The organism is Seonamhaeicola sp. ABD4_340 (genome assembly GCF_056312135.1).
Map to the genome: position 1 here is coordinate 725,063 of NZ_CM149981.1, position 26,273 is coordinate 751,335.

21 protein-coding genes and 1 riboswitch are annotated in these 26,273 nt (G+C 32.4%); of the genes, 4 read left to right on the top strand and 17 right to left on the bottom strand.

The genetic code is table 11. The features are described 5' to 3' along the window. Nucleotides 1-51: 51 nt before the first annotated feature. The 5 genes from ACYX4H_RS03250 to ACYX4H_RS03270 form a co-directional block, all read right to left on the bottom strand. A complete protein-coding gene (locus ACYX4H_RS03250; protein ID WP_476237767.1) occupies nt 52-438 on the bottom strand; it encodes a hypothetical protein in 387 nt (128 codons plus the stop codon). Nucleotides 439-680: 242 nt separating this feature from the next. Then, nucleotides 681-1,853, bottom strand: coding sequence for a trans-sulfuration enzyme family protein (locus ACYX4H_RS03255; RefSeq protein ID WP_476237768.1), 1,173 nt, complete (start codon nt 1,851-1,853; stop codon nt 681-683). Nucleotides 1,854-2,059: 206 nt separating this feature from the next. Continuing rightward, nucleotides 2,060-5,458: a bifunctional aspartate kinase/homoserine dehydrogenase I gene (thrA, locus tag ACYX4H_RS03260; protein WP_476237769.1), complete on the bottom strand. Its 3,399-nt coding sequence runs from the start codon at nt 5,456-5,458 to the stop codon at nt 2,060-2,062. Between the two features lie 210 nt (nt 5,459-5,668). Next, entirely contained in the window at nt 5,669-6,943 is a 1,275-nt protein-coding gene (locus tag ACYX4H_RS03265) for an O-acetylhomoserine aminocarboxypropyltransferase/cysteine synthase family protein (RefSeq protein ID WP_476237770.1), read from the bottom strand. Between the two features lie 119 nt (nt 6,944-7,062). Further along, a riboswitch (SAM riboswitch) is annotated at nt 7,063-7,188 on the bottom strand. A gap of 85 nt (nt 7,189-7,273) precedes the next feature. Beyond that, a complete protein-coding gene (locus ACYX4H_RS03270) occupies nt 7,274-8,818 on the bottom strand; it encodes a hypothetical protein (protein ID WP_476237772.1) in 1,545 nt (514 codons plus the stop codon). A gap of 149 nt (nt 8,819-8,967) precedes the next feature. Here ACYX4H_RS03270 and ACYX4H_RS03275 point away from each other — a divergent pair, with 149 nt between their 5' ends. The 3 genes from ACYX4H_RS03275 (at nt 8,968) to ACYX4H_RS03285 (ending at nt 12,842) form a co-directional block, all read left to right on the top strand. Further along, nucleotides 8,968-10,143, top strand: coding sequence for a 2-isopropylmalate synthase (locus ACYX4H_RS03275; RefSeq protein ID WP_475295748.1), 1,176 nt, complete (start codon nt 8,968-8,970; stop codon nt 10,141-10,143). 11 nt (nt 10,144-10,154) lie between these two features. Continuing rightward, nucleotides 10,155-11,264 (top strand): 3-isopropylmalate dehydrogenase, encoded by a 1,110-nt coding sequence (gene leuB / locus ACYX4H_RS03280; protein ID WP_476237773.1) that lies wholly within the window; start codon nt 10,155-10,157, stop codon nt 11,262-11,264. Nucleotides 11,265-11,438: 174 nt separating this feature from the next. Further along, nucleotides 11,439-12,842, top strand: a complete 1,404-nt coding sequence (locus ACYX4H_RS03285; RefSeq protein WP_476237774.1) for an MptA/MptB family glycosyltransferase — start codon at nt 11,439-11,441, stop codon at nt 12,840-12,842. Here the strand turns inward: ACYX4H_RS03285 and ACYX4H_RS03290 are convergent. From ACYX4H_RS03290 to ACYX4H_RS03325, 8 genes are all read right to left on the bottom strand, one after another. Continuing rightward, on the bottom strand, nt 12,826-13,056 hold the full coding sequence (locus tag ACYX4H_RS03290; protein WP_475295751.1) for a hypothetical protein: 231 nt from the start codon (nt 13,054-13,056) through the stop codon (nt 12,826-12,828). The genes ACYX4H_RS03285 and ACYX4H_RS03290 overlap by 17 nt on opposite strands. 26 nt (nt 13,057-13,082) lie before the next feature. Next, the gene (locus ACYX4H_RS03295; RefSeq protein ID WP_475295752.1) at nt 13,083-13,376 is read right to left on the bottom strand and encodes a hypothetical protein; all 294 of its coding nucleotides are present in this window, start codon (nt 13,374-13,376) and stop codon (nt 13,083-13,085) included. A gap of 198 nt (nt 13,377-13,574) precedes the next feature. Continuing rightward, a complete protein-coding gene (locus ACYX4H_RS03300; protein WP_476237776.1) occupies nt 13,575-14,387 on the bottom strand; it encodes a pseudouridine synthase in 813 nt (270 codons plus the stop codon). Between the two features lie 114 nt (nt 14,388-14,501). Then, on the bottom strand, nt 14,502-15,404 hold the full coding sequence (locus ACYX4H_RS03305) for a geranylgeranylglycerol-phosphate geranylgeranyltransferase (protein ID WP_476237778.1): 903 nt from the start codon (nt 15,402-15,404) through the stop codon (nt 14,502-14,504). 48 nt (nt 15,405-15,452) lie between these two features. Beyond that, nucleotides 15,453-16,382: a mevalonate kinase family protein gene (locus ACYX4H_RS03310; protein WP_476237779.1), complete on the bottom strand. Its 930-nt coding sequence runs from the start codon at nt 16,380-16,382 to the stop codon at nt 15,453-15,455. A gap of 79 nt (nt 16,383-16,461) precedes the next feature. After that, nucleotides 16,462-17,562: a diphosphomevalonate decarboxylase gene (locus ACYX4H_RS03315; RefSeq protein WP_476237781.1), complete on the bottom strand. Its 1,101-nt coding sequence runs from the start codon at nt 17,560-17,562 to the stop codon at nt 16,462-16,464. Nucleotides 17,563-17,567: 5 nt separating this feature from the next. Continuing rightward, nucleotides 17,568-18,101 carry a DUF1697 domain-containing protein gene (locus ACYX4H_RS03320; protein WP_476237782.1) on the bottom strand — a complete coding sequence of 178 codons (534 nt, stop codon included), beginning with the start codon at nt 18,099-18,101 and terminating at the stop codon, nt 17,568-17,570. Beyond that, a complete protein-coding gene (locus ACYX4H_RS03325) occupies nt 18,102-19,307 on the bottom strand; it encodes a BaiN/RdsA family NAD(P)/FAD-dependent oxidoreductase (RefSeq protein WP_476237784.1) in 1,206 nt (401 codons plus the stop codon). Between the two features lie 107 nt (nt 19,308-19,414). Here ACYX4H_RS03325 and ACYX4H_RS03330 point away from each other — a divergent pair, with 107 nt between their 5' ends. Further along, nucleotides 19,415-20,224: a hypothetical protein gene (locus ACYX4H_RS03330; protein WP_476237785.1), complete on the top strand. Its 810-nt coding sequence runs from the start codon at nt 19,415-19,417 to the stop codon at nt 20,222-20,224. Here ACYX4H_RS03330 and ACYX4H_RS03335 read toward each other — a convergent pair. The 4 genes from ACYX4H_RS03335 to msrB are packed head-to-tail and all read right to left on the bottom strand — an operon-like array spanning nt 20,221 to nt 26,185. After that, a complete protein-coding gene (locus tag ACYX4H_RS03335) occupies nt 20,221-23,928 on the bottom strand; it encodes a metallophosphoesterase (protein ID WP_476237787.1) in 3,708 nt (1,235 codons plus the stop codon). The genes ACYX4H_RS03330 and ACYX4H_RS03335 overlap by 4 nt on opposite strands. A gap of 34 nt (nt 23,929-23,962) precedes the next feature. Next, nucleotides 23,963-25,186 (bottom strand): bifunctional alpha/beta hydrolase/OsmC family protein, encoded by a 1,224-nt coding sequence (locus tag ACYX4H_RS03340; RefSeq protein ID WP_476237789.1) that lies wholly within the window; start codon nt 25,184-25,186, stop codon nt 23,963-23,965. 11 nt (nt 25,187-25,197) lie between these two features. After that, nucleotides 25,198-25,734, bottom strand: a complete 537-nt coding sequence (gene msrA / locus ACYX4H_RS03345; RefSeq protein ID WP_476237790.1) for a peptide-methionine (S)-S-oxide reductase MsrA — start codon at nt 25,732-25,734, stop codon at nt 25,198-25,200. A 1-nt stretch (nt 25,735) separates the two neighbouring features. Further along, nucleotides 25,736-26,185 carry a peptide-methionine (R)-S-oxide reductase MsrB gene (gene msrB, locus ACYX4H_RS03350; protein WP_476237792.1) on the bottom strand — a complete coding sequence of 150 codons (450 nt, stop codon included), beginning with the start codon at nt 26,183-26,185 and terminating at the stop codon, nt 25,736-25,738. Between the last annotated feature and the right edge of the window lie 88 nt (nt 26,186-26,273).

Here is a 26,273-nt window from a genome sequence, read left to right on the forward strand (position 1 = left end):
AATTAAAAAATTTAGTTAAACAAATAAAATTAAACATATATTATTTTCAGATTATGCCACGCCTGCTACGTTTGTGCTTGAAACAAAAGGCATGTCATTATTTTTGGCTATTGTTATAGTTAATTGATTATTATGGAATTTTGTATTCAAAAGCTTACAAAACTCTGAATTGGGCAAAACCAAAAAGCTTTCTATAAAAACTGGCTTCTTTTTAATAACACCAAAATTACTTTCAATTTTTGCAATCATTACTTTTAATGTTAAAATTCCATTAGAAATATCAACTTTGTAATTACCAGAATTTAACAAAGGGGCCTTTAATTGAATTTTGAGCAAATTATCATTTTCAAAATCCATTTTTAATTGCGTAAGCTTAAAGTTATTTATTCGCTGCGATTTTAAGCTTTTCACATACTTATTAAAATCATTTATTTCCATAATAAAAAATTATAATAATTAAACAAAAAACTAATAACTCATTGTGGGTGAAATTAACAGTATGAACTAATTTCAACAAAAAAAATACCAAAACTAATTACACCTGTTTTTTTTAACAAAATGTAAAATGAAAAATGAAAAATTGTCAGTTTTTTTAAACAAAAAAAACAGTAATTATTTAAAATTACTGTTCAATATTACATTTAAATAGCTGAAAAAATTTCAGGCTGACATTTTTTCAATTATTTCAAAGCCTGTTCAAAATCTGCTATAATATCATCAATATGTTCTAAACCTAATGAGCAACGCACCATACCATCAGTAATACCAACAGCTGCTTTAACCTCGGGTTCTACCTTAGCATGTGTAGTGCTTGCCGGATGTGTTACAATGGTACGCGTATCTCCTAAATTTGCAGAGAGTGAACACATTTTAATATTATCAAAAAAGTTGCGCCCACCTTCAATACCGCCTTCAACTTCAAAAGCTACAATATTACCACCTAAACGCATTTGTTTTTTGGCAATATCATATTTTGGATGCGATTTTAAAAACGGATACTTAACCCACTTTACTTTAGGGTGTGCCTCTAAAAACGTTGCCAATTTTAAGGCATTTTCGCAATGTTTTTCTACACGAACCGCCAAGGTTTCTAAAGATTTTGATAACACCCAAGCATTAAACGGACTCATAGAAGGCCCTGTTAAACGCGAAAACAGATATATTTCTCTAATAAGCTCTTTTTTTCCAACAGTTACACCTCCTAAAACTCTACCCTGACCATCCATTAATTTAGTGGCAGAATGCACTACCAAATCTGCACCATGTTTTATAGGGTTTTGCAAATAAGGCGTTGCAAAGCAATTATCAATAATTAATAACAAATTGTGCTTTTTACAAAGCGCACTTAAAAACTCTAAATCTAACACATCAACACCAGGGTTTGTTGGTGTTTCGGCATAAATAAACTTTGTATTTGGTTTAATTAAACCTTCAATAGTTTCGGGTTCATTAATATTGAAATACGAAAAATCTATATGCCATTTTGGTAAGTATTTAGTAAATAACCCGTGCGTAGCACCAAAAACCGAGCTGCAAGACACCACATGATCTCCTGCGCTTAACAATGCCGCAAACGTTGAAAACACAGCAGCCATACCACTTGCAAAAGCAAAACCAGCCTCAGCACCTTCCATTTTGCATACTTTTTCAATAAACTCATTAGTATTTGGGTTACTGTAACGGCTATACAAATCACGTTGTTTTTCTTCAGCAAATGATGCACGCATTTCTTCAGCATCATCAAACACAAAACCAGAGGTTAAGTATAATGGCACCGAATGTTCTGAAAACTGCGTGGTTTCACTCTGCGTTCGTATTGCTTCTGTTTCAAACTGTTTTTTTTCTTTGCTCATTTTATCAATCTGCTTTATAATGTCATTACAACCTTAAAACTTTAATTATTATTTTTTGGCATTCCCTTTCAGGTCGGGCTTTACGCTATATCTTTTTTGAGAAAAACAAAAAAGGATGCCGCTTCAATCCCTAATGCGCCAAGTGCTAAGTATATTTTAAACCTCAGCGTTTGGCATATTTACAACTTTTTAAATTGCTTTTTTCACTAATTTATATACTTACTCAACCTTAAAATATCACCAAAAACACCACGTGCAGTAACTTCTGCACCTGCTCCTGCTCCTTGAATTACTATAGGTTGTTCACCATAACTTTCGGTAAAAATTTCAAAAATAGCATCGCTACCTTTTACGTGGCCCAACGTACTATCTTCGGGTATAGATACTAATTTCACTTCTAAATTTCCTTTATCTTGAGATAAATCACCCGATAAATCGCCCACATAACGCAACACATGCCTAGGTTTTTGGTTATCTTTTATTTGTTGGTATTGCGCATCTAAAACATTTAACTGACTTAAAAATTCTGCAACCGATATGTTTTGATAAGCTTCTGGAATTAAATTCTGCACAGCAACATCTTCAAACTCATTTTGCAAATCTAACTCTCTGGCTAAAATCAATAATTTTCTAGCCACATCATTTCCAGAGAAATCTTCACGCGGATCGGGTTCTGTAAAACCTTTATCAATTGTTTGCTGTATAATTTCACTAAACGGCTTATTTTCAACCGAAAAATTATTGAATAAATAACTTAAAGTTCCTGAAAACACACCGCGTATTCTGGTTATATTTTCACCAGACTCATGTAATAATTTAATAGTATCAATTAACGGCAAACCTGCACCAACAGTTGTTTCATAAAGGTATTGCTTTTTGTTTTCTTTTAAATGCACACGCAAATCTTTATAAAATGCATGGGAAATGGTATTGGCAATTTTGTTTGACGACACTAAATCAAAACCCGCCTCAACTAAAGGTTTATAATTATCATGAAATGTGCCGCTAGCAGTATTATCTACAGCTATTAAATTTTCTAAATGATTATTTTTAGCAAACGCTATAACATCATTAACACTACTTGCTGCATCACTCTCAATTATAGCTTGCTCCCAATTGGCATTTACGCCTTGTTTATTTAGCAATAGCTTTTTTGAATTGGCAATAGCAAAAACATTTAAATTAATGCCTTTACGTTTTTCAATATCATTTTTAGACTTTAATATTTGATTAATTAATGCACCACCAACGCCACCATGGCCAAAAACAGCAATGTTTATTTTTTTAGAAACTCCAAAAACTTCGCCATGTATAACATTTAATGCTTTGTGTAATTGCGCTTTTTTAACAACTAAACTTACGTTTTTACCTGTTACTGTATTATTAAATAACAATGGCGTAATTTGGTTTTTTATTAATGCATTAAATGGTTTATGAAACGATGCTAACTCAATACCTACAATAGATATAACAGCCACATCATTATTTACAGCAATGTTGTTTACATCTTGCGACTGAAAATCGGTTGCAAACTCACGCTCTAGAGCGGTTACCGCTTGTGCTGCCTGATTAGCATCTATAATTAAGCCAATACCTCTTTCCGAAGAGCCTTGAGACACAATACTTACACTAATACCCGAACTACCTAAAGCCCCAAAAATTCTAGCATCAACACCAATTTTACCCAATAAACCACGACCTTCTAAATTTAAAAGCGCCACATTATCTAACACAGATAATGATGTGACTTCTTTTGCGCTAGGTTTAGCCGTAATTAAAGTGCCTTCATCATTAGCATTAAACGTATTTAATATTCTTAAATTAATATTTTTTTCAACTAACGGAATAATGGTTTTGGCGTGCAACACCGAAGCGCCAAAGTTTGCCAACTCATTTGCTTCGCTAAAAGAAAGTTCTCTAATTTGTTTAGCATCGGGCACCAAATTGGGATCGGCTGTATAAATACCGTTTACATGTGTGTAATTTTGAAGTTCTTCGGCATCTAAAAAATTTGCTAATAAAGCTGCTGTATAATTACTGCCGTTTCTACCTAAAGTAGTAGTTTCATTATTTAAATTTGAAGCAATAAAACCCGTTACAATATTAACAACACCTGTATTTTGCTTAAAATAATTTCTAGTATTTTCTTTTGAAAGTTTTGATAGCGGTTGTGCATTACCAAAAGCAGCATCGGTTTTTATTAAGTTTCGCGCATCGGTAGCTATGGCTTTTATACCACGGGCATTTAATAAATTAGCAATAAGTTTAACCGATAATAATTCGCCTTGCGCCAAAATATTATCTTTTGTTTTTTTACTGTAATCTCCTAATAAACTAACACCTTCAAACAATTTATCTAACAGTAAAAACTCTTCTGAAAAATCTACGCTTTTAGCTGGCAATTGTTGGTATTTTTTAAAAGCTTCTAAAGCTTCTTTATATGGTTTACCCTTAATGGCTTTGTTTAAAATAGCCTCTAAATCATCAGTAGCTGAACCTCTTGCCGATACCACCACACTTATTTGTTCACCAGCGTTTACTTTAGCTTCAATAATGGACAATACAGTTTCTAACCCTTTGCCGTTGGCTAAAGATTTGCCTCCAAATTTCAACACTTTTATGCGTTTACTTTTAGAGTTTGGCACAAAAATACTTTCAATAATATGCTCTAACTGCTCATATTCCATTAAAAAAGCATCGTGCCCGTGTACAGAATGAATTTCGTTGTAGGTAACATTGGGGTGTGTTAAAGCTAACTGTTTGTGAGTTTCACGATTCTCTTCGGCAGTAAAAAACAAATCAGAATCTACGCCAACAATATGTATGTTTGCCTTAATGTTATCTAACACATTAAAATCTTCTTCTCTACCTTTGGTAACATCAATAGTTTTTAACAATTGATTCATTAATTTATAAGCCGATAATTGAAAACGCTCTTGCAATTTTTTACCATGGTGCAACAACCAACTCTCTACATTAAAAATCTCTAAATCTTCATTTTTGGTACGTTTAAAACGCTCTTTAAAAGATTCTGGCGTGCGGTAACACAACATAGCATGCATACGCGCATCATGCACTGGGTTTTTAGAATTTAGTAAAAACTGTTCTTGTATTTGGCAATTGGCAATTAACCAATCGGTAGATTTCCAATCGGTTGCCACAACTACTAAATTTGCTGTAAAATCAGGTTTCAAAACAGCCATTTCCCAAGCAATTCCGCCACCTAAAGAACCTCCAATGGTTGCAAAAACTTTTCCTGTGTTTAACACCTGTAAACCTTGTAAAAAAAGTTTAGCAACATCGCGTGCCACAAAATCTTTATAGTTTTCAATTATAAAACCATCAAACCCGTTACCCGGAATATTAAAAGCTAAAATTGAATATGTATTGGTATCAATTACCTTATTTTCACCAATTAAATCTTTCCACCAACCATCTTCACCCGCCACGTTACTATTGCCCGTTAAAGCGTGGTTTACCAACACTATTGGTGCTGTACCTAAAGCTTTACCAAACACTTGGTAACTAAGTTTAATTTTGGGGTTAGTAGCACCACTTTCGGTAGTGTAATTAGTAATTGTTATATGCTGTAATTCGTTTTTCAAAGTATTATAAATTTTGGGCGTTACCTTATCAGGTCGGGCTATACACTATATCTTTTTTGTTTTTATAGCTCATCACGTCATTCTTAATACGGCGAAGTAATCTTTAAATTGCAACAGATTACTTCGTCTTACCTCCTTGTAACAATAGTATACTTGCAAACACAAAAAAGGATGCCGTTTCTATCCCTAACGCTTGTGTTTGCAAAGTATTTAAATTTTAGCAAATGCCTGTTTTAAATCTGCTTTTAAATCTTCAATATCTTCAATACCCACAGATAATCTAATTAAATCTGGAGACACGCCTGCACTTGCTTGTTGTGCTTCATCTAACTGTTGGTGCGTGGTGCTTGATGGGTGAATAATTAATGATTTTGTATCACCAATATTGGCTAATAATGAAAAAATTTGAGTTTCATCTGCAATAGTTTTAGCTGCATCAAAACCGCCTTTATGCCCAAAAGTTACAATACCACTTTGTCCTTTTGGTAAGTATTTTTTAGCCAAAGCGTTGTATTTACTACTTTCTAAACCAGGGTAATTTACCCATGCAACCTCGTCTTGTGCTTCTAACCATTTAGCCAATTCTAAAGCATTTTCACTATGTTGCTTAATTCTAACTGGCAGAGTTTCTAAACCTTGTAAAATATTAAACGCATTGGTAGGACTAATAGCGCCACCAAAATCACGTAACCCTTCTAAAATAAGTTTAAAAGTATATGAAGCCGCACCAAGTGTTTCATGGTATTTTAAACCGTGGTAACCTGCCGAAGGCTCTGTAAATTCAGGAAATTTACCGTTTGCCCAATCAAAAGTTCCAGCATCAATAATAGCACCACCAAGCGATGTTCCTTGTCCACCAATATACTTTGTTAATGAGTGAATTACTATGTTAGCCCCATGTTTAATTGGATTTAATAGTGCTGGTGTAGCTACTGTATTATCTACAATAAAAGGCACTCCAGCAGCCTTTGAGTGTACTGAAATAGCTTCTAAATCTAAAACATCTAATTTTGGGTTACCCAAAGACTCTACAAAAAAGGCTCTGGTATTATCTTGCACTGCTTCTTTAAAATTATCTGGGTTAGAGGCATCAACAAATGTGGTTGTAATACCTAAACGTGGTAACGTTACATTTAATAAATTATAGGTACCACCATATAAACTACTTGATGCTACAATATGATCGCCCGCTTTTAAAAGTGTTAATAAACCTGTTGAAATAGCTGCTGTACCCGATGCAAACACTACTGCACCAACACCACCTTCTACAGCTGCTAAACGTTCTTGTAAAATTTGATTTGTTGGGTTGTTTAAACGGGTGTAAATAAAGCCTAATTCTTGTAATGAAAATAGGTTTGCTGCGTGGTCTGAGTCATTAAAAACATATGATGTAGTTTGATAAATAGGCACTGCCCTTGTACCTCCGTTTGCTTTTACATCATGACCTGCGTGTAATGCGTTTGTTGCTAATTTTTGATTGCTCATTTTTCTAGTTTTTTCTTTGAGTTAATAACTTAATTCAAAAGTCAAAATAATGCTTACATAGCATGTTTGATATAGAAAAATGTTAAAAAGAAATTTAAAATTACAGGAAGTAATTTGTTACGTTATCTATCCAAACGCCAATAAATGAATTGGTTGTTTAAGTAGAATTTAGCACCTTCTTTAATAAGTTTAAAGGGTTGCTAAGGTTTCAAAGGGTCTAATCCCTCCACCTTTCTTGATAACATTTCAATATGTTTGTTGAACTTTTGTGGTGCAAATATTCAAATAGTAAAGTGTAATTTCCAAATTTTTAACAAGAAATTTTAAAAATCAGTTTAAATTCATTTCAAACTTATCTCTAATTATTTGCCTTATAGGTTTATTTTCAATTTTAGATTCTAACCATGAAATAATGTCTAAATAAAGGAAAGCTCTACTTTGGTAAGGGTCTTCTTCAAACTCTTTTAGTTTTTTATGCAGCTTTATGAATTCATTTTTAACCTCGTGCGGGTAAATATCACCCAATCTTCGTAAAAACTTAATAAACTCTTTTTGTACTTCGTATAAATCTTCCATTTTAATTAAAAATTTATATGTACTTTTTATTAAGGCATCTAAATTATAATCTAAACCGGCTTCATAATGTGCTACCAAATTTAAAATACGAGAAAAACACAACAAATCTTCACGCATTTGCAGTGATTTATTCTCTATTATTTTTTCTAAATATAGAATACAACCTTTGTTGTTTCCGGCACCAAAATACATGCTAGCTATTTTATAGTAAAATACCATAATATGGTGTTCATCAATTCTATTTTGGTACTTTTTTAATTGCTCTAAAACCTCATCAATTAAGGGTAATCCCTCATTAAAGCTCCCCTGTATAAAATGTAAATTAAAACGGTTTGCGTATAAATACAGAAAAGTTAAGCCTTCAATATTATCATCTGAAGGAAACCATTTTTCTTGGGTAATACTTTCTAATTTATTTAAGTATTCTTTAAATTTTTCGTGCTGGCGCAAGTAAAAAAGTGCTTCTAATAAATAATGATTACCGCGTAAAAAGAATACGGGGTTTAGCGTAATCATATCTTTATTATCGTAAAATAAACTAACCCATTTTGATGCATATTTGTAACATGCTAAAAAATCTTGCGTTAAAAAACTATACCATAAATGGGCTTTGTAAAGCCATAACTTTTCTCTAAAACCAAGCTCATTAATATCATATTCAGGCATTCTAGCGTTAAAATACTCTGTAATACGTTTAGTTTCGGCATCATTTTTTACATAACCTGTTTTTAAAAATAGCCCGTACAATTGTAGTGATAAGTTTGACAGTTTACTTGCCACAACGTTTTGCTGGCTTAAAGCTTTGGCTTGTATGGTTAGCTCATCGGCTCTGTTACTTAAACTGCGTGTTATATATTGTGATTCTATTATTTTTTCAAGTTCAACAATTTCATAAGCTATATTTTTTTCTTCGTTAGCTATAGCCATGTTTTTGGCTTTTTCTAATATTTTCAAACTCTGTTTGTAAAGTCCTTTGTGATATAAAATAGTAGCAAAATCAAGTTGTTCGCGTATTTGTATGCGCGCATCTTGGTGCGATGGGTTTAACCTTAAACTTATAAGTATTTGTTTGTAAAGGTGCGCTTTTAGGTTTGATAGTTGCTGTTTTTTTACAATACCTTTTTTTAGTATAGCTGCTTCGTCATATTTTGCTAGCTTATCTAAAATATTAAATAACAGCAAGAATTTAGAGTCTTCATTCACCCCTAATCTGCCAACATAAAGTTTAAATTGTCTTTTTTCTGACTTAGACAATGATTTTACCAAAACAAACAAATTATCTTTTTGCTCTCTTGTCATAGGCTTAAAAACATAGTTAAAATATTGTAAAACAGATATTTAACACTAAAGCATATTGGTTAAACATCGTAAAAAAAGCAATTAAAGATCTGTGTTTTACGAAACCAAAATATACATTCGTAAATGAATAAGAAAATATATTTTAATAAATGTCTGATAATAAGGTACAAATTTTTGACACAACGCTAAGAGATGGCGAGCAAGTTCCTGGTTGTAAACTAAATACTGAACAAAAATTAGTTATTGCTGAACAGCTTGATCTTTTAGGTGTAGATATTATTGAAGCTGGTTTCCCTGTTTCTAGTCCTGGCGACTTCAAATCTGTTGAAGCCATTTCAAAAATAGTTAAAAACGCAACTGTTTGCGGACTTACACGCTCAGTTGAAAACGATATAAAAGTTGCTGCAGAGGCATTAAAACATGCTAAAAAACCAAGAATACATACTGGTATTGGTACTTCTGAATCTCATATAAAATTCAAATTTAAATCTACTCAAGAAGCTATTATTGAACGTGCAGTAAAGGCTGTAAGTTACGCAAAATCGTTTGTTGAAGATGTTGAGTTTTATGCTGAAGATGCTGGTAGAACTGATAATGAATATTTAGCTCGTGTTTGTGAAGCCGTTATTAAAGCTGGCGCTACGGTTTTAAACATTCCTGACACTACAGGCTACTGTTTACCACATGAATACGGTGCAAAAATTAAATATTTAAAAGAAAATGTAAAAGGTATTGATAAAGCTATCTTATCTTGTCACTGCCACAATGATTTAGGTTTAGCAACCGCTAATTCAATAGAAGGTGTAATTAACGGCGCCAGACAAATTGAGTGTACAATAAACGGTATTGGTGAACGCGCCGGAAACACTGCTTTAGAGGAAGTTGTTATGATTTTAAGACAACACCCTTACTTAAATTTAGACACCAATATAAAGTCTGAAATGCTTTATGGGCTAAGTCAATTAGTTTCAGATAGTATGGGTATTTACACACAGCCAAATAAAGCTATTGTTGGTGCCAATGCTTTTGCTCACAGTTCTGGTATACACCAAGACGGTGTGATTAAAAATCGTGAAACTTATGAAATTATAGACCCTAAAGCTGTTGGTGTAACAGAATCTGCTATTGTGCTTACAGCAAGAAGCGGTAGAGCAGCATTAGCTTACAGAGCTAAAAATGTAGGTTATGAGCTTACAAAGCTTCAATTAGACGAAGTTTACACTAAATTTTTAGAGTTTGCTGACAAGAAAAAAGAAATAGATGATAATGATATACATCAAATAGTAGAGTCTAGCTCTGTTTATAAAGATATCATTTCAGCATAAAAACAAAAGGTATGAAACTAAATATAGCTGTTTTACCAGGCGATGGTATAGGACCCGAAGTTACAGCACAAGCCGTTAAGGTTTTAAAAGCTATTGCTATGGAGTTTAACCACGTGTTTACTTTTAAAACAGCTTTAGTTGGTGCCAGTGCCATTGAAAAAACCGGTTTACCACTACCCGAAGAAACTATTAGCATTTGTGATAAAGCAGATGCTATTTTATTTGGCGCTATTGGCAACCCTAAGTATGATGATCCTGCTATTGATGTGCGCCCAGAACAAGGGCTTTTAGGCTTACGTAAAACCTTTGATTTACACACCAATATTAGACCCGTAATTGCTTATGAAGATTTACTAAACAAATCATCATTAAAAGTAAAACAAATACGAGGTACAAATATTTTAATTTATAGAGAGCTTACTAGCGGCATATATTTTGGCAAAAAAAAATATAATGATACCGAAGCTTCTGATGTATGTAAATATACCCGTAAGGAAATTGAACGTATAGCCCACCAAGCATTTAAAGCTGCACAAGGACGCCAAAAAAAATTAACATTAGTTGATAAAGCTAACGTACTTGCAAGCTCAAGACTTTGGCGTAAAGTAGTTAAAGATATTGCCACAGAATACCCTGATGTAACTTTAGAGTGCCGCTATATTGATAATGTAGCCATGGCGCTCATTATTAACCCCAGACAGTTTGATGTTATTTTAACAGAAAACATGTTTGGTGATATTTTATCTGAAGAAGCAAGTGTAATTGTTGGTTCTATTGGTTTATTAGCTTCGGCATCAATAGGCGATAAGCATGTAATGTTTGAACCCATACACGGTGCTTACTCAAAAGCTACTAATAAAGGTATTGCTAACCCAATTGCATCCATTTTATCGGCAGCAATGTTGTTAGATTATTTCGGATTATATGACGAAGCCACTTTGGTTAGAGAAGGAGTTGATAAAGCTTTAAAACTTCACATTACAACACCAGATTTAAACACCAAATACGATAATATTAGCACCACTAAAGTAGGAGATTTTATTGAAGATTTTATTCATAACCCAGACGAGACCAATCTAAACTTTACTAATATACATTTAGGACAGTCAACTATCATTTAATTATTTGAGTTAGTCGCCAAAAAACAATTAAAACTACAGACGTCCGAAACAAAAAGAGCACTTTACGTGCTCTTTTTTAATAGCTTTATTTTATAATATTCAATCTCTATTAATAAATATTTAGGTAAGTTTTGTAAACTACACACTACAAACAAATAGTATTATATTTAACCTATGCAAATACACCTATCTATTTTAAAAATTTTTAAAACACCCATGCTGTTGTGTGTGTTATGTTTATTTCTGTATTTTAATTTTGCTTATAATCTAGAACGAACAGAATACATAAAACTTACGGGATTATACACCTGCCTTTTTGCTATTTTTTATTGGCTTGTTAGCACCTATAAAACCAATACTAAACTATTAACAACGTTTGCTTTTGTATTTAGAGCGGTGTTTTTAGTGGCAATACCAAACCTATCACAAGATTTTTACCGTTTTATTTGGGATGGTAATATGATTTTAGAAGGATACAACCCTTACTTGCACACTGTATCAAGTTTTATTGACTCCAATAATTATCCTTTTAAAAATGCTTTAGAACTTTTTTACGGTATGGGTAATTTAAATGCTAGTCATTTTACAAATTACCCGCCAGTAAATCAATTATGTTTTGTTATGGCAAATCTATTTCCTGGCAGTAGCATTTTAAGTTCTGTAATCGGATTAAGACTCATTATTATTGCTGCAGATATTGGCTCTTTTTACTTCGGAAAAAAATTATTAAAACTTCTAAATATTCCCATTCATAATATATTTTGGTTTATATTAAATCCTTTTATTATTATTGAATTAACTGGAAATTTACACTTTGAAGGTGTTATGGTTTTCTTTTTAATTTGGAGTTTATACTTATTACACAAAGGAAAATGGCTAGGTAGCGCTGTTGTTTTAGCGCTATCTATTTCAACTAAATTAATACCATTACTATTTTTACCTTTGTTTTTTCAATGGTTTGTTTCGGCTAGGTTTCATAAAAATAAAACACAAAACCTAACATTTTCATTTTGGAAATCTTTAAAAAAACTCAGTATATTTTATGTCTTTGTTGGCATTACAACTATTTTATTATTTGCACCATTTTTTTCAATGCAATTTGTTTCAAACTACACACAAACAGTAGGCTTATGGTTTAAAAATTTTGAATTTAATGCTAGTATTTACTATATAGCCCGTGCTATTGGTTATACTTTTAGAGGATATAATGAAATAGCTATTATTGGCAAAGCCATACCTGTTTTGGTAATTTTATTTGTGCTAATAAATACTTTTTTAAAAAAACGTATTGGTATGCAACAACTTATTATTGCTATGCTTATGGTTTTAAGTTTTTATTACTTTATATCAACAACAGTGCACCCGTGGTATGTAGTTACAATATTAGGTTTATCAGTTTTTACAAACTATAAATTCCCTTTAGTTTGGAGCTACATGATTATTTTAAGCTATTTAGCTTACATGCAAATAGGCAATGCCAACAAACAAGAAAACCTTATTATTATTGGCATTGAATACCTCATTGTTTATAGCGTATTTTTTTGGGAAATGTTTAATAAACCTAAGCAACTAACGTAAGCGAGTCTATCCTGTAAATAACAGAACTATCTAAATCATCAAATATTTCAGAATAAGTTAATTTAAAAGTTTGGTCTATTAGCGCTTTATCTTCTTTTAAATTGTATTTGTATAAAGCTTTGGGATGCACTTCTTCAAAAGCTAATTCATCTCCATTATCAAACCAAAACGTAAAATATCCGTTTTGATAAGATTTAAAAACTGCGGTTTTCATGCGTTGTAAAAAAGAATCGTAATATGTTAATCGTCATCGTTATTAAAGTCGTCTTCAGGAGCAAGGGCTGGTGTGTCTTCACTTGAATCATCATCGTTATCGTCATCACCAAAATCTTGCATTGCTTGCACTAAACGCTTACCAACTTTCACTAAATAAATGGTGTCTTCTGTTTTAACTTCAACAGCTTCTATAACTTCATTTTTTGCATTTCTAAAAGATATGATGTCATCATCATCATATCCATCTGGAAATTTTTCAACAAGAAGATTTAATATATCTTGATTCAGTTTTTGGTAATCTACAATTTTACGTATCATTTTATTTTTGTGGTTACTTGGTAAAATGGTTACTTAAATAATAGTGTTAAATTAAAAATTATTTTTTAAACCTTTAAAAAAATAATTTGATTTTTTTGTTTTAATGCCACTACAAATGAAAGATAAAAAATGAAACAACGGCATTATGTAATTGTTAACTTTAAAAAAACCACACCGTAAATTAGTGTGGTTTGAGTTTTATAACATTTTTAACATGGTAAGTTCTTCTTTAGAGAGGTGTTTCCAATGCCCCCGCGGAATGTCTTTTTTTGTTAAATGCGCAATAGCAACACAATCTATACTTAAAATATCATAATTAAAGTGCTCAAAAATTGTACGAATTATTGTGTTTCCTGTATTTTTTATTTTTAAACCAACTTCTTTTTTTGAAGTGCCATCAACATAACTTATTTCTTCAACAGTTATTAGTTTATCTTGAATTTTAAAGCCATTTTGAATTTTCTTTAAATCTTCTAACTTCAGATTTTTATCTAGTTCTATATGAAATAATCGCGCCACTCCCTTTTTGGAGTTTTTAAACTTATCTTCAATGTCTTTATCGTTTGTAAAAAGCAGCAATCCTTTTGAGTTTCGGCCTAAACGCCCAATAGGTTTTATACGTGAGGATGTGGCGTTAGCAACCAAATCCATAACCGTTCTGCCTTTGCCTTCGCTTGTAGTTGTTGCAAAACCTTTTGGTTTATTTAAAAGTACATACGCTTTTTGCTCTGGGCTAATTCTAGAGCCATCATACCTTACCTCATCAGTAGGTTTTACTTTATAACCCATTTCGGTTACAACTTTGCCATTAACCGTAACTAAACCTGTAGCTATATGAACATCGGCTTCTCTACGCGAGCAAATACCGGCATTAGCAATGTATTTATTCAACCTTATATCTGTACTGCTATTGGTGTTACTGGTTTTGGGTTTGGGTTTTGGCGCTCTATTTTGTGCATTTTTATTAAATGCTTTTCCGCCTTGTGGTTTTCCTCCGCGTTGCCTGTTCATTCGTTAAATTTTTTGACAAAGATATGCTTTAAATTGTGATTTTTAATTTTTTGTTTACTGATTTATATCTAATCACAAAGAAAAAATAAGTTGTTTTTTATGTAAAAACCTTGGCTAAATTCTATTCAAAATAACGCTTACATCAATTAGTAAAATGCTAAAAACACCAAGCAATAATATAAATTTTAAAATATTGTGAAGTATTAAATAATGTGTTTTAGTTTGTGATTTCCAAAGAACTATTAAAAACAAAAACAATAAAAAGGCACTTAAATAAAAAAATAAATACATATGCCCAACATGATACTTAAAAAGCAGCAAGTATGTTGGTAATAGCGTTAAAACCGATAATATTGTTAACATGGCCTTTGATGCCTTTTCACCGTAAGCTATTGGTATTGTTTTGTAGTTTTGGGCCAAATCTCCAGTAATATTTTCTAAATCTTTTGTGAGTTCACGCATTGAAATTATTAAAAACAAATAGGTAGCATGTACAAAAATAACCGTATCAAAATTTTTGTAATACATAAAAATGGCAAAAAAAGGCAAAATGGTTAATACCGCCGATGTTACATTACCAACCATTGGCAGTTTTTTTAGTTTATGAGAATAAAACCAAATACCAAAAATATATACCGAAAAAAACAAAACCGCATTAAACGCAACATAACTTGCAAATATTACTGCCAAAAAATTGAGCACGAAATAAAAAGACAACTTAGTGTTTTGGCTTATTAACCTATCTAGTTTAGACTTTATTGGCCTGTTAATTAAATCTTTTTCAGAATCGTAAAAATTATTAATTATGTAACCACCTGCAATTGCTGCAGCTGATGCTAACACAAGCATAAGTAAATTAACATCAAAAACAACTGTTTTTAAAGGTGCATTTGGTGCTAAAATGTAAATTGAAGTTAAGTATTGAGCTACTACAACCACTAAAATGTTGTAACCTCTAACCACAGAAAACATGCTAAAAAACTTTAACAAAATATATTTCTGTTTTCTTGAAAGCATAAAGAAACGTAATGAAATCCTGAAATAATTTTTAGGATAACAAAGGTATTAAAAGTTGTAAACTACTTCTAATTTATAGTCTGAAAGTGCTTGTTTTGCTTTGTGAATATCTTCGGTAAACCCTAAAATATAACCGCCACCGCCAGAGCCACAAAGTTTTAAATAGTAATCATTGGTTTCTAAACCTTTTTTCCAAAGCTCATGAAACTGAGCAGGAATCATAGGTTTAAAATGACTTAATACTACTTTTGATAGTTGTTTTGTGTTGCTGAATAATGATTTTATATCACCTTTTAAAAAGTCGTCTACACAAGCATCAGTATGTTTTATAAACTGATTTTTAATCATTTTACGAAAACCTTCTTGCTTCATGTTTTCCATAAAAATGCTAATCATTGGTGCAGTTTCACCAATAATACCACTATCTAATAAAAACACAGCACCTTTTCCATCTACTTTTTGCGAAGGAATTCCTGTGGCTTCAATATTATCTTTAGAATTTATTAAAATAGGAATACTTAAATAACTATTTAAAGGGTCTAAACCTGATGATTTTCCGTGGAAAAAAGATTCCATTGCCGAAAAAATGGTTTTCAACTTTAAAAGCTTTTCTCTAGTTAAGTTTTCTAGAACGGTAATTTTTTCATTGGCATATTTATCATAAATAGCAGCCACTAAAGCACCACTGCTACCAACGCCATAACCTTGCGGAATTGAAGAATCAAAATACATACCCGCATTTACATGACTTTTTAAAGTATCAATATCAAAAGATACCAAATTGGCGTCAATTGTAGCCAAATAGTCTGTAAACTTTTTTAAACTTTGATTAGATTTTATAGCAGTTTCCGATGGGTTTTCATCAGTTTTTAAAGCACCATTATAAAAGCTATATGGTATTGATAACCCTTTGGAATCTTTTATAATTCCGTACTCACCAAAGAGTAAAATTTTAGAATAAAATAATGGTCCTTTCATAATTTCTAGTAAGATTAAGGGGCGTTACCTTAATTTTTGTTTAATAAAATTACAATGTTTTTAAACAAAAAGCAAGTTTTTAATCTATTTTATTGGCGCCAAGTCCAATTTGGTCGCAAATATAATGTCCGTTTTGGCAATATGCAACTAATTCATTCTTAATGAATTCTAATACGTTTTGTTTTTCGTTAACCGGATACAAAAGATGAACATTGGCACCGGCATCTAGCGTAAAACATAACTTAGAATCAGTTTTTTCTCTATATGCCCAAATTTTATTAATAATTTCTAACGTATTTGGTTTCATTAAAATAAAATAAGGCAAGCTAGTCATCATCATGGCATGCAGTGTTAAAGCTTCACTTTCAACAATTTTTATAAAAGCATCTAAATCGCCTGTTTTAAAAACTGTAATTAAAGCCGAAAGATTTTTATGCGCTTGGTTGAAACGTTGTTCTGCAAACGGGTGGTTATGCATTAAACCATGGCCAACTGTACTGCTTACTTGTTTTTCGCCTTTATCAACCAATAGAATAGTATCTTGGTAATCTTTAAAATTGGCATGTACTTCAAACGGATATTTTACACCAAATACATCAGAACTTCCAGTAATTTCACTGTGTTCTCCCCAAGCCACCAAGTTCCCTTCAATACTTCGGCACGCACTACCAGAGCCTAAACGCGCTAAAAAAGAGGCTTTTTGGTTAAAGTAGTTTTTAAATTCTTCATTTTCGCTTTCAACCACACCCATTAACGCCATTTCAACACTCATTAAACATAATGCTAAAGCACTCATACCAGAAGCCGATGATGCTATACCCGAACTGTGCGGAAATGTATTTTGGGTTTCTATTTCAAAATGAAATTTTTTTAAAAACGGCATGTAAACTTCAATACGCTTAAAAAAAGTTTCAATTTTTGGTTTAAAACTGTCTTTTTGTTCTCCATTTAAAAATACTTTAAACGAAAAATTATCTGTAGTTTCTTTTTTAGAATAACGCAAAGTAGTTTTTGTTTTACAGCCACTTAACGTAAAACTTATAGATGGGTTTGCAGGAATTTGATTTTCCTTTTTGCCCCAATATTTAACCAAGGCAATATTACTAGGAGACTCCCAAGTTACACTACCGTTTTCAACTGTTTTTGGATAAGGTTTTGGTATAAATTGTTGTGCTGTCATATTTTTTATTGAGCAGACAAAGATAACAACTTTAACATTGTTTTGTAATTTCTTGCCGTTGCTGTTACTTTTAATTTTTGTTCAAAAAAATTATTATTGCATTTTGCTTTTCCGTAACCGGTAGCACTGTAAAAATACACACAATTTTGTGTTATTTTGAATGTTTCATTTGGGTAATTATATTGAGCAGCGCTATCTATTAATGCCTCATTAGGTTTTGTAAAAAGGAGCATAAAATAACTGTTTTCTTTTTCGCTTTGCGGAAACGGACACTTGCTAAATATTATATTCAAAGTACTTGGTTGCAAAACTAAAACCGGCACATGAAACCCAAAATACGTGTGAATAGCTTTTTGAATGTTAACTTCTAAATTTTTACAATCTTCTTGTAACGTTTGAAAAACCACATTGCCTGTTTGAATATATATTTGAACATTTTGAAACCCTAAATTCTTCAACACAGCCCTTAATTCTGCCATAGGAATCTTGTTTTTTCCGCTAACATTTATACCTCTTAAAAGTGCAATGTATGTTTTCATTTAACTTACTATGTTTTTTGCTACAATATAAGCACTTGTCCAAGCATTTTGAAAGTTGAAACCACCCGTAACCGCATCAATATTTAAAACTTCACCTGCAAAATATAGGTTTTTATGCTGCTTACTTTCAAAAGTTTTAAAGTTTACTTCTTTTAAATCTACACCGCCTGCGGTAACAAACTCTTCTTTAAAAGTACTTTTGCCATCAACATTAAAAACAGCTTTAGTAAGTTGTTCTGCTAAAGCTTCTAATTTATTTTTATTTAAATCGGCCCAAGTAATACCATCATTAATATTTGCGGCCAAAACCAATTGTTGCCATAAACGCTTTGGCACATCAAACTGAGCAAATTTTACCACCGTTTTTTTAGCTAATGCTTGTTTTAAATCTTTTAAATTATCTAAACATGTATAAAAATCTTGCTGAATAAAATTTATTTCAATTTGAAATTTATAAAGCATTTTAGCAAGTTCAACAGCACCAAAAGCCGAAAGTTTTAAAATAGCCGGCGCACTAAAACCAACGTGTGTTACCAACAATGGCCCGTGAGATTCTAAATTAGAATTAACCACTTTTACTGTAACGTTTTGCGCCACCACACCCGGTATATTTTTAATACGCGCATCTTTAACATTAAATGTAAACAATGACGGCACAGGGTTTACAACAGTATGATTTAAGGTTTGTAAAATTTGCCACATTTTTAAACTACTACCGGTTGCAACAACAAGTTTTTGTGCTGTAAACACACCTTTACTGGTTTCAATTTGCCAAACAGCAGCTTCTTTTTTTATAGATTTTACACCACAATTGTAATTAATATTAACGCCTAATTTTTTAGCTTCATTTAAAAAACAATCTATTATAGTTTGTGAAGAATTAGACTCTGGAAACATGCGGCCATCTTCTTCAATTTTAAGGCTAACACCTCGGTTCTCAAACCATTCAATAGTATCGCCCGTCATAAACTGATGAAATGGCCCAAGTAATTCTTTTTTACCACGCGGGTAGTTATTTACTAATTCTTTGGGTGCAAATTCGGCATGGGTAACATTACAGCGCCCGCCACCAGAAATTTTCACTTTTTGTAAGCCTTCTTTGGCTTTTTCTAAAATAGTAACTTTGGCTTGCGGGTGTTGTTCTGCAATGTTAATAGCGGCAAAAAAACCAGCTGCACCACCACCAATTACAATAATGTCATTCATAATTTATAGTTTATTTTGCCTCTTAAATTTTAGCACTAATTTAAGTGTTATATTTTTTTTAAGCATTGTAAAATACTTATATTTTCTGCGGAAGAAAACACCATATTATGAACATATTTCACAAAACTATTATATTTTCAGCATTACTTTTAAGCGCCTGCAAAACAGGAAATTTAAACCTTGTAGCTAGCATAGATTCTGAACTAAAAGAGGCTTCGGCTATTGAAGTTGTTGAAGGTTCAGATTTACTTTGGACCATTGAAGATGCCGGAAATAAAAACAATATTTACGGTTTAGATTTAAAAGGAAACATTATTAAAGATATTGATGTTGATAATGCTAAAAATGATGATTGGGAAGATTTAACATCGGATGCCTTAGGCAATATTTACATTGGCGATTTTGGTAATAACAATAAAAAACGAAAAACTTTTACCATATACAAAATAAGCAATATTACCAACAAAGCAGATGAAACAAACGCCGATATTATTGAATTTAAAATGCCCAAGGGTGTAAAATCTGAAGATTTTGAAGCCTTCTTTTTACTAAACAACACCTTTTATATTTTTAGTAAAGACAACAAGAAAAATGTGTTACTAAAAGTACCCAATAGTGTTGGTAAACACACGGCCAAACTTGTTACAGCGTTTAAACTTGATGGTAAAGATACCAAAGTAACATCGGCAGCTATAAGCCCAGATAAAAAAACTGTTGTGTTATTAAACCATGATAAACTTTGGAAATTAACAAACTTTAAAAGTGATAACTTTTTTAATGGCGATATTTCTGCTCACAGCTTTAAACATAATTCGCAAAAAGAAGGTATTTGTTTTTCCGATAATGACACAGTGGTTATTACAGACGAGCAAAACAAAAGCACCGGTGGCAATATTTACACGTTTAGTTTAAACTAGAAATTTAAACCAAAGCCAAACGAAAACCGTATACCTTCGGTACTGTTAAAAAAGTTAAATGTACCCGATAAACTTTCGGCTGCGGTTACCCAAAAACCGCCACCATAATCATTATGCCATTTATCTGAAAAATCACCTTTTAGCCATACTCTACCAACATCAAAACCACCAAAAACACCAATTTGCATTGGCATAAAGCTTGTTTTAAATGAGTTGAAACTGTAACGCAAATCTGCACTACCAACAAAAGCATTTTTTCCAGTAAAACGTTCGGTTCTAAAACCTCTTAAACCATTATTACCGCCAATATTTGCCGCTTGGTAAAAAATTAAATCGTCTCCAACACGTATTTGTGTGCGGGCATCGGTTTTTAAAACTAGCTTCTTGTTTGTTGTTAATGCATTGTAAAAACCTAAGTTTGTATTTAAATAGCCATAAGTATTTTTTGTTTCTTTAAATTCTGTTTTCCCGCCAACTTGCAACATGAAAGACATGCCTTTTTTAGGGTTTATTTTATCATCAAAACTTTCGTAGTTAAACTGTGCTTCTAAACCTCCAAAAAATCTGGTTTTGTAAAAATCTTCATTTGTAGCGGGCATAAAATCTGTAATAAAACGGTTTGGAGAGTTTTCAATTTCAATACCTTCTAAAATAGCTCTAAAACCGTAATCGCTTCCAAAGTTTCCTTTTTTCAAAATACCAACCTTAACACCATAAATGCCTGTTTTTACACGGTTATAATCAAGATCTAAATCGTCATCATTATTTACAGTTTCATTACCGTAGCCAAAAAAGTTATTTGTAAAGTTTTCACTGGTAAATTTAGCACCAACGTGTAAATTCCAATCGTTCATAATATTAGCAATTTCCCCATCATAGTTTAAAGAAAAACCGCTGGTTGCAAAGTAGTAACCACCTCTAAATTTATGTTGTTGTGAAAATGGGTTACGCTGAAAACCTTTTTTAGTTTTTACATATTGAAGCCCTAGTAAAAAACCATCATCTGGATTAAAGCCAATAGCTGGTGTTATAACACTTGTATTTACAATGTTTTTATTGAAATTGAATAAATTAAGATTATAAACATCGGTTAATCTTACGGTTGCGCCTTTATTTTCTTTAATGGTATTTGGTTTGCTTTCGTGGTCATACACCTTTATTCGTCTTCCATTTTTAATAATGTAAGTATCGTTTTCTTGTCCGCCAATTAAACGTATAAAAATGGGATTATTTGCTTTTCCTGAAGTTTCAAAAACATCTTTATCATCTAAACCGTAAATCCAAATTTCTTTTGTAATATCTTTGTTAAACGTTCTATCAACAATAACTTCACCTTTTTTACCATCAATAATTCTAGAAATAACTACACGTGTTTCTTTATTAGCTTTTCTAGTAACTTCAATATAATCATCTTTATCTGTTCCTGTTAAAATAACCAACTCATTTAAATAATTATAATAGCGGCTTGCAATGTTTTTTAAATTGTTACGCCTACCTTTTAGTTTTGTTTTTATATCTGCTAGGGTTTTATCTTGTGCTTCTTTTGGCACTTTGGTAAATGCAACATTTATAACAGAATCTGTTATATGTTTTTGAAGAAACTCGGCCTGTTTTAGCCAAACCTCTTTATTGGCTTGCTGAATGAGTACACGATCTAGCTTTATGCCAGCGCTATTCATCCATTTAATACCTTTTATGTCTTCATCATAAACCTGAAGTTGTTTTGTTGAGCCCGAAATAAATTTCATGACATCTAACAATGCGCCATCAAAATTTGAAAACACTTGGTCTCTATCTCTGGGTATTGGGTGGTAAAATTTATCACCGTTAGGCTGATTAAATTGTGCCCAACGCCATTGGTCTTGGTGCCTATCCCAATCGCCAATTAGCATATCAAACAAGCGTGCTCTTACAAACTCGTTTTCGGCAATTTTATATTTTTCGTCTTTTCTAACTTTTTCAATAATATCGTGCGTACTTTCAATATCATCGGCATAACCAAAGTTGCGTTCGTCTTCGTAATTATCTTCTGGTCTTTCTTCAATCATATACAACTCACCACCGTATTCTGCGTTGTATTTACCTAAATGTTTATGCTTTGGCACAAAATACAATTTGGGGTTTGTATGAAATATTTTAGCTGCATTTGACAAATCTGGCACCACTGTAAAAGCATACGGATGCGCTGCTGTGTAAAAATCAAAAATAAGCTCTTCAATGGCTGTTTTTTCAAATTCTTCCTGTATATAATTATCTTTAAAGAGTACAGTTTGTAAATATTGTGTTGCACTTTTTCTAAGCGCACGCATATTTAATTCTCTACCATCTTTAGTTTTTAAGCGTAACGACCGTGTTTGGTGCCCGCCACCTTTTCTAACAACTTCTAAGCCACCATAAAGGGTATCTAAAGTTACAACTTTTGCTTTTATTTTGGTACTGTAAACATCTCGATAATGTGCACCCCAAACAGACTCAAAAAATCCTGAAACATCGGTTTCTTCTTTTTTATAAATTGAAACCTCAACCTCTTGTGGAAATGCATCTGGTAGTTTTGAAACATCAAATTCTTGTTTTGCCGGAAATATTTCTTTTTCAAAAAGTAATGAAGGCACTCCGTTTTCGGCGCCGTAATATTTCACCCAACTACTACCATTTTTAAAAATATTAAGCTCTACAAAACCTTGTTTGCCATATGAAAACAACCCATCTTTACCTAAAGCTACTGGCAATTCTTTTGCCCCTGAACCTGATACTATTTGTTTTATACTACCTTTTTCAATGTATTGCAGTGTATGTTCGTGCCCCGATACAAACACAACATTTTCAGCACCTAAGGTTAAAGTTTCTAAACGACTCATTAGTTCGTGGTAGCGCTCATTATATCTATCTTGAATAGATACGCCTCCTTGAGTACGCAACTGTGTTATAAATGACCCTAAAACTGGTAATGGTATTTTTTGTTGAAATGGAAATATATGCTTTGACAGCGGATATTTTCCACCATGCGTTCCATTGGTGTACATAGGATGATGCATGGCAAAAACCGTTGTTTTATTTTGGGCTTTTTTTAGCTCGCCTTCTATTTCTTCAAAAAAACGATCTCTGGTTTTAATTTCACATTTATCATTTATGGTTGGGTGCGAGTTCCAATTCTCTAAATACCATTGTGTGTCAATTATTATTAATTGAATGGTTTCACTAACATCAATACTTTCTAGTGGGCAACCATTTTCTGGTTGAAATGTATTTTTACCTAAAGCATCTTCAATGTATTTTTCTTGGCGTTTTAGGCCTTTTAATCCGTTTGCATACCAATCATGATTTCCTGGTATAAAAATAGTTTCACCTTTAAAATTATTTACAGATTTTGCTTGAGCGTTTAGTGCATTTTCGGCAGTTGCTCTATATTTATCATCTTTTTTGGGTAAACCTGCAGGGTAAATATTATCGCCTAAAAACAAGGTATAATCGCCTTTAGTTTTCTTACCTTCAATATGTTTATTAAAAGCAGTTAAGGCTTTAGACATTCCGTTTTGAGGAGATATACCTGCATCTCCAATTAAATAAAACGTTTTATCTATGCTTTGTGATGGTGTTTTAGGTTGGTTTTTATTTGGTGTTGCGTATTGCGGACTGTAAGTTGAACATGCGCTTAAAAATAAGAGTATAACTACAGTTAAAATGTATTGTGACCTGACTACCATTAATGAGGGATTTTATGAAGCAAAAATAGGCAATTTAATCTGGAATGTGCTCTGTTTTGAACACAACTCCGTTACTTAAGGTTTTATGCACTGGGCATTTTGATGCTATTTCTATTAGCCGTTCTTTTTGTTGTTGGGTTAAATTACCCATTAACTTTATGCGCTTTGTAATAAAATCTAAATACTTTGGTGCATCTGTTTCAATATTTAAATCGTTGCTATGTTTTTTAGAATGATTAGTATACACAAACACCTCTTGTAAATCCCACTGTTTTCTTTCGGCATACATTTTAAGTGTCATGGCTGTACAAGCAATTAAACTAGCGCTTAGCAATTCATAAGGCGATGGGCCAAAATTATTACCGCCAACATCTTCAGGTTCATCGGCAATTAAACTATGTTTTTTTGTTTGAATATTAGTAGTAAAATTATTTTCTAAAATATTTAAATGCCCAACAACTTGCTCACCGTTTACATCAAGCATTTCATTATCTTCAGATGGAAAATAACGTTTTACCCAACTGCCAATAACATCACCTACGTAAATACTATCATTATTATTACTCAATAAATGGTCTGCCCCATCTAAACTTATAAAACTTTTAGGGTGGTGTGCATATTCATAAAGCGCTTGTGCATTTTTTACACCCACAATACCATCAAAAGGGGCATGCATTATTAAAAGGGGTTTTCTTAAATTTTCAACTATTTCTGGCAAGTTAGTTTTATCAAAATCTTCAATAAATTCATTATTTATTTCGAAAGGTCTGCCACCAATATTCACCATAACTTCACCTTTTTGTTTTACATCATCAATACCATGAGAAAACAAGTGTTTTACATGCGACACAGATGAAGGCGCGCCAATAGTTGCAACTGCTTTTACATTTTCTAGTTTTGAAGCTGCAACCAAAACAGCTGCTCCGCCTAAAGAATGCCCAACAAAAAGCGATGGTGCTTTGTAATGTGTTTTTAGGTAATTATTAACTGAAATTAAATCTTTAACATTTCCTGAAAAATGACTATCGGCAAACGCGCCTTCACTTCGGCCAAGACCTGTAAAATCAAACCTTAAAACAGCAAAACCATGTGTTGTTAAGGCTCTACTAATATTTTTTACAGCATTTAAAGAACTTGAACAAGTAAAACAGTGTGCAAATACAGCATAATTATTTGGTTTTTGGTTAGCGGGCAGCTCTAAATACGCCCGTAGTTTTTTACCGTCACTATTATTTATTTCAAGTTTTGTGCTTTTCATTTTGAAAGTTTTTATTTGAGCTTATCAGCGTACAACTGTTTTAATTTTGTAAGTTTCGGAGTTATTACAAAACTACAATACCCTTGATTTGGATTATTTTTGTAATAGTTTTGATGATAATTTTCAGCTTCATAAAACGTATCTAAAGCAGTAATTTCTGTTACAATAGGTTCTTGGTAATACGGCGCTACTTGCTTTATTACGTTTTGCGCAATTTCTTCTTGCTCATCATTATGATAAAAAATAACAGAGCGGTATTGCGTACCAACATCGGCCCCTTGTTTATTTAAAGTTGTAGGGTTATGGGTTGTCATGAATATTAATAAAATATCTTCAAAAGATATAACATCAGCATTAAAAGTTATTTGCACAACTTCGGCATGCCCTGTTAAACCTGAACATATTTCTCTGTAAGTTGGATGCCCTGGCACAGTACCACCAGAGTAACCAGACACTACTTTTATTACGCCTTTAACTTCTTGAAAAACGGCTTCTGTACACCAAAAGCAGCCACCACCAACAGTGGCAATTTGTATGTTTTCATTCATTTTAAATAGCTTTTTCTAATTGCATAGATTCTGAATTTATACAGTAACGCAAGCCACTTGGCTCTGGCCCATCAGGAAAAACATGGCCTAAATGCGCATTGCAAGTATTACACATAACCTCAACACGTACCATACCGTATGATGTGTCTTTTTCATATTTAATAGCGTTTTCGGCTATTGGCTGCGTAAAACTTGGCCATCCTGTACCCGAACTAAATTTTATAGTAGAATCAAACAAAGGTTCATTGCAACAAACGCAGTTATATTTTCCGGCATCATGAGCGGAACAAAGTGCTCCACTATGCGGGCGTTCTGTACCTTTTAAGCGTGTAATTCGGTATTGCTCTGGTGTTAATTGCTGTTGCCATTCTGCATCAGTTTTTTCAACACGTTTGTTTGGTTTGGGGTTTCCGTTTACGCTAAAACTTATAATATCTTTCCAAGTAAGCATTTAAAATAATTTTTCTTTAACAATTTGGTTTAACAATAGTCGTTATTTACATGTAATTCTTACAAACAAAATCTTTATTCATAAAGTT

Bases quoted from the DNA above. Each gene is read 5' to 3' on its own strand.
- ACYX4H_RS03285 (WP_476237774.1), top strand. From the start codon at position 11,439: ATGCAAATACACCTATCTATTTTAAAAATTTTTAAAACACCCATGCTG.
- ACYX4H_RS03295 (WP_475295752.1), bottom strand. From the start codon at position 13,376: ATGATACGTAAAATTGTAGATTACCAAAAACTGAATCAAGATATATTA.
- ACYX4H_RS03250 (WP_476237767.1), bottom strand. From the start codon at position 438: ATGGAAATAAATGATTTTAATAAGTATGTGAAAAGCTTAAAATCGCAG.
- msrA (WP_476237790.1), bottom strand. From the start codon at position 25,734: ATGAATGAAAACATACAAATTGCCACTGTTGGTGGTGGCTGCTTTTGG.
- leuB (WP_476237773.1), top strand. From the start codon at position 10,155: ATGAAACTAAATATAGCTGTTTTACCAGGCGATGGTATAGGACCCGAA.
- ACYX4H_RS03270 (WP_476237772.1), bottom strand. From the start codon at position 8,818: ATGACAAGAGAGCAAAAAGATAATTTGTTTGTTTTGGTAAAATCATTG.
- ACYX4H_RS03315 (WP_476237781.1), bottom strand. From the start codon at position 17,562: ATGACAGCACAACAATTTATACCAAAACCTTATCCAAAAACAGTTGAA.
- ACYX4H_RS03305 (WP_476237778.1), bottom strand. From the start codon at position 15,404: ATGCTTTCAAGAAAACAGAAATATATTTTGTTAAAGTTTTTTAGCATG.
- ACYX4H_RS03255 (WP_476237768.1), bottom strand. From the start codon at position 1,853: ATGAGCAAAGAAAAAAAACAGTTTGAAACAGAAGCAATACGAACGCAG.
- msrB (WP_476237792.1), bottom strand. From the start codon at position 26,185: ATGCTTACTTGGAAAGATATTATAAGTTTTAGCGTAAACGGAAACCCC.
- ACYX4H_RS03290 (WP_475295751.1), bottom strand. From the start codon at position 13,056: ATGAAAACCGCAGTTTTTAAATCTTATCAAAACGGATATTTTACGTTT.
- ACYX4H_RS03325 (WP_476237784.1), bottom strand. From the start codon at position 19,307: ATGAATGACATTATTGTAATTGGTGGTGGTGCAGCTGGTTTTTTTGCC.
- ACYX4H_RS03265 (WP_476237770.1), bottom strand. From the start codon at position 6,943: ATGAGCAATCAAAAATTAGCAACAAACGCATTACACGCAGGTCATGAT.
- ACYX4H_RS03310 (WP_476237779.1), bottom strand. From the start codon at position 16,382: ATGAAAGGACCATTATTTTATTCTAAAATTTTACTCTTTGGTGAGTAC.
- ACYX4H_RS03300 (WP_476237776.1), bottom strand. From the start codon at position 14,387: ATGAACAGGCAACGCGGAGGAAAACCACAAGGCGGAAAAGCATTTAAT.
- ACYX4H_RS03330 (WP_476237785.1), top strand. From the start codon at position 19,415: ATGAACATATTTCACAAAACTATTATATTTTCAGCATTACTTTTAAGC.
- ACYX4H_RS03320 (WP_476237782.1), bottom strand. From the start codon at position 18,101: ATGAAAACATACATTGCACTTTTAAGAGGTATAAATGTTAGCGGAAAA.
- ACYX4H_RS03340 (WP_476237789.1), bottom strand. From the start codon at position 25,186: ATGAAAAGCACAAAACTTGAAATAAATAATAGTGACGGTAAAAAACTA.
- ACYX4H_RS03335 (WP_476237787.1), bottom strand. From the start codon at position 23,928: ATGGTAGTCAGGTCACAATACATTTTAACTGTAGTTATACTCTTATTT.
- ACYX4H_RS03275 (WP_475295748.1), top strand. From the start codon at position 8,968: ATGTCTGATAATAAGGTACAAATTTTTGACACAACGCTAAGAGATGGC.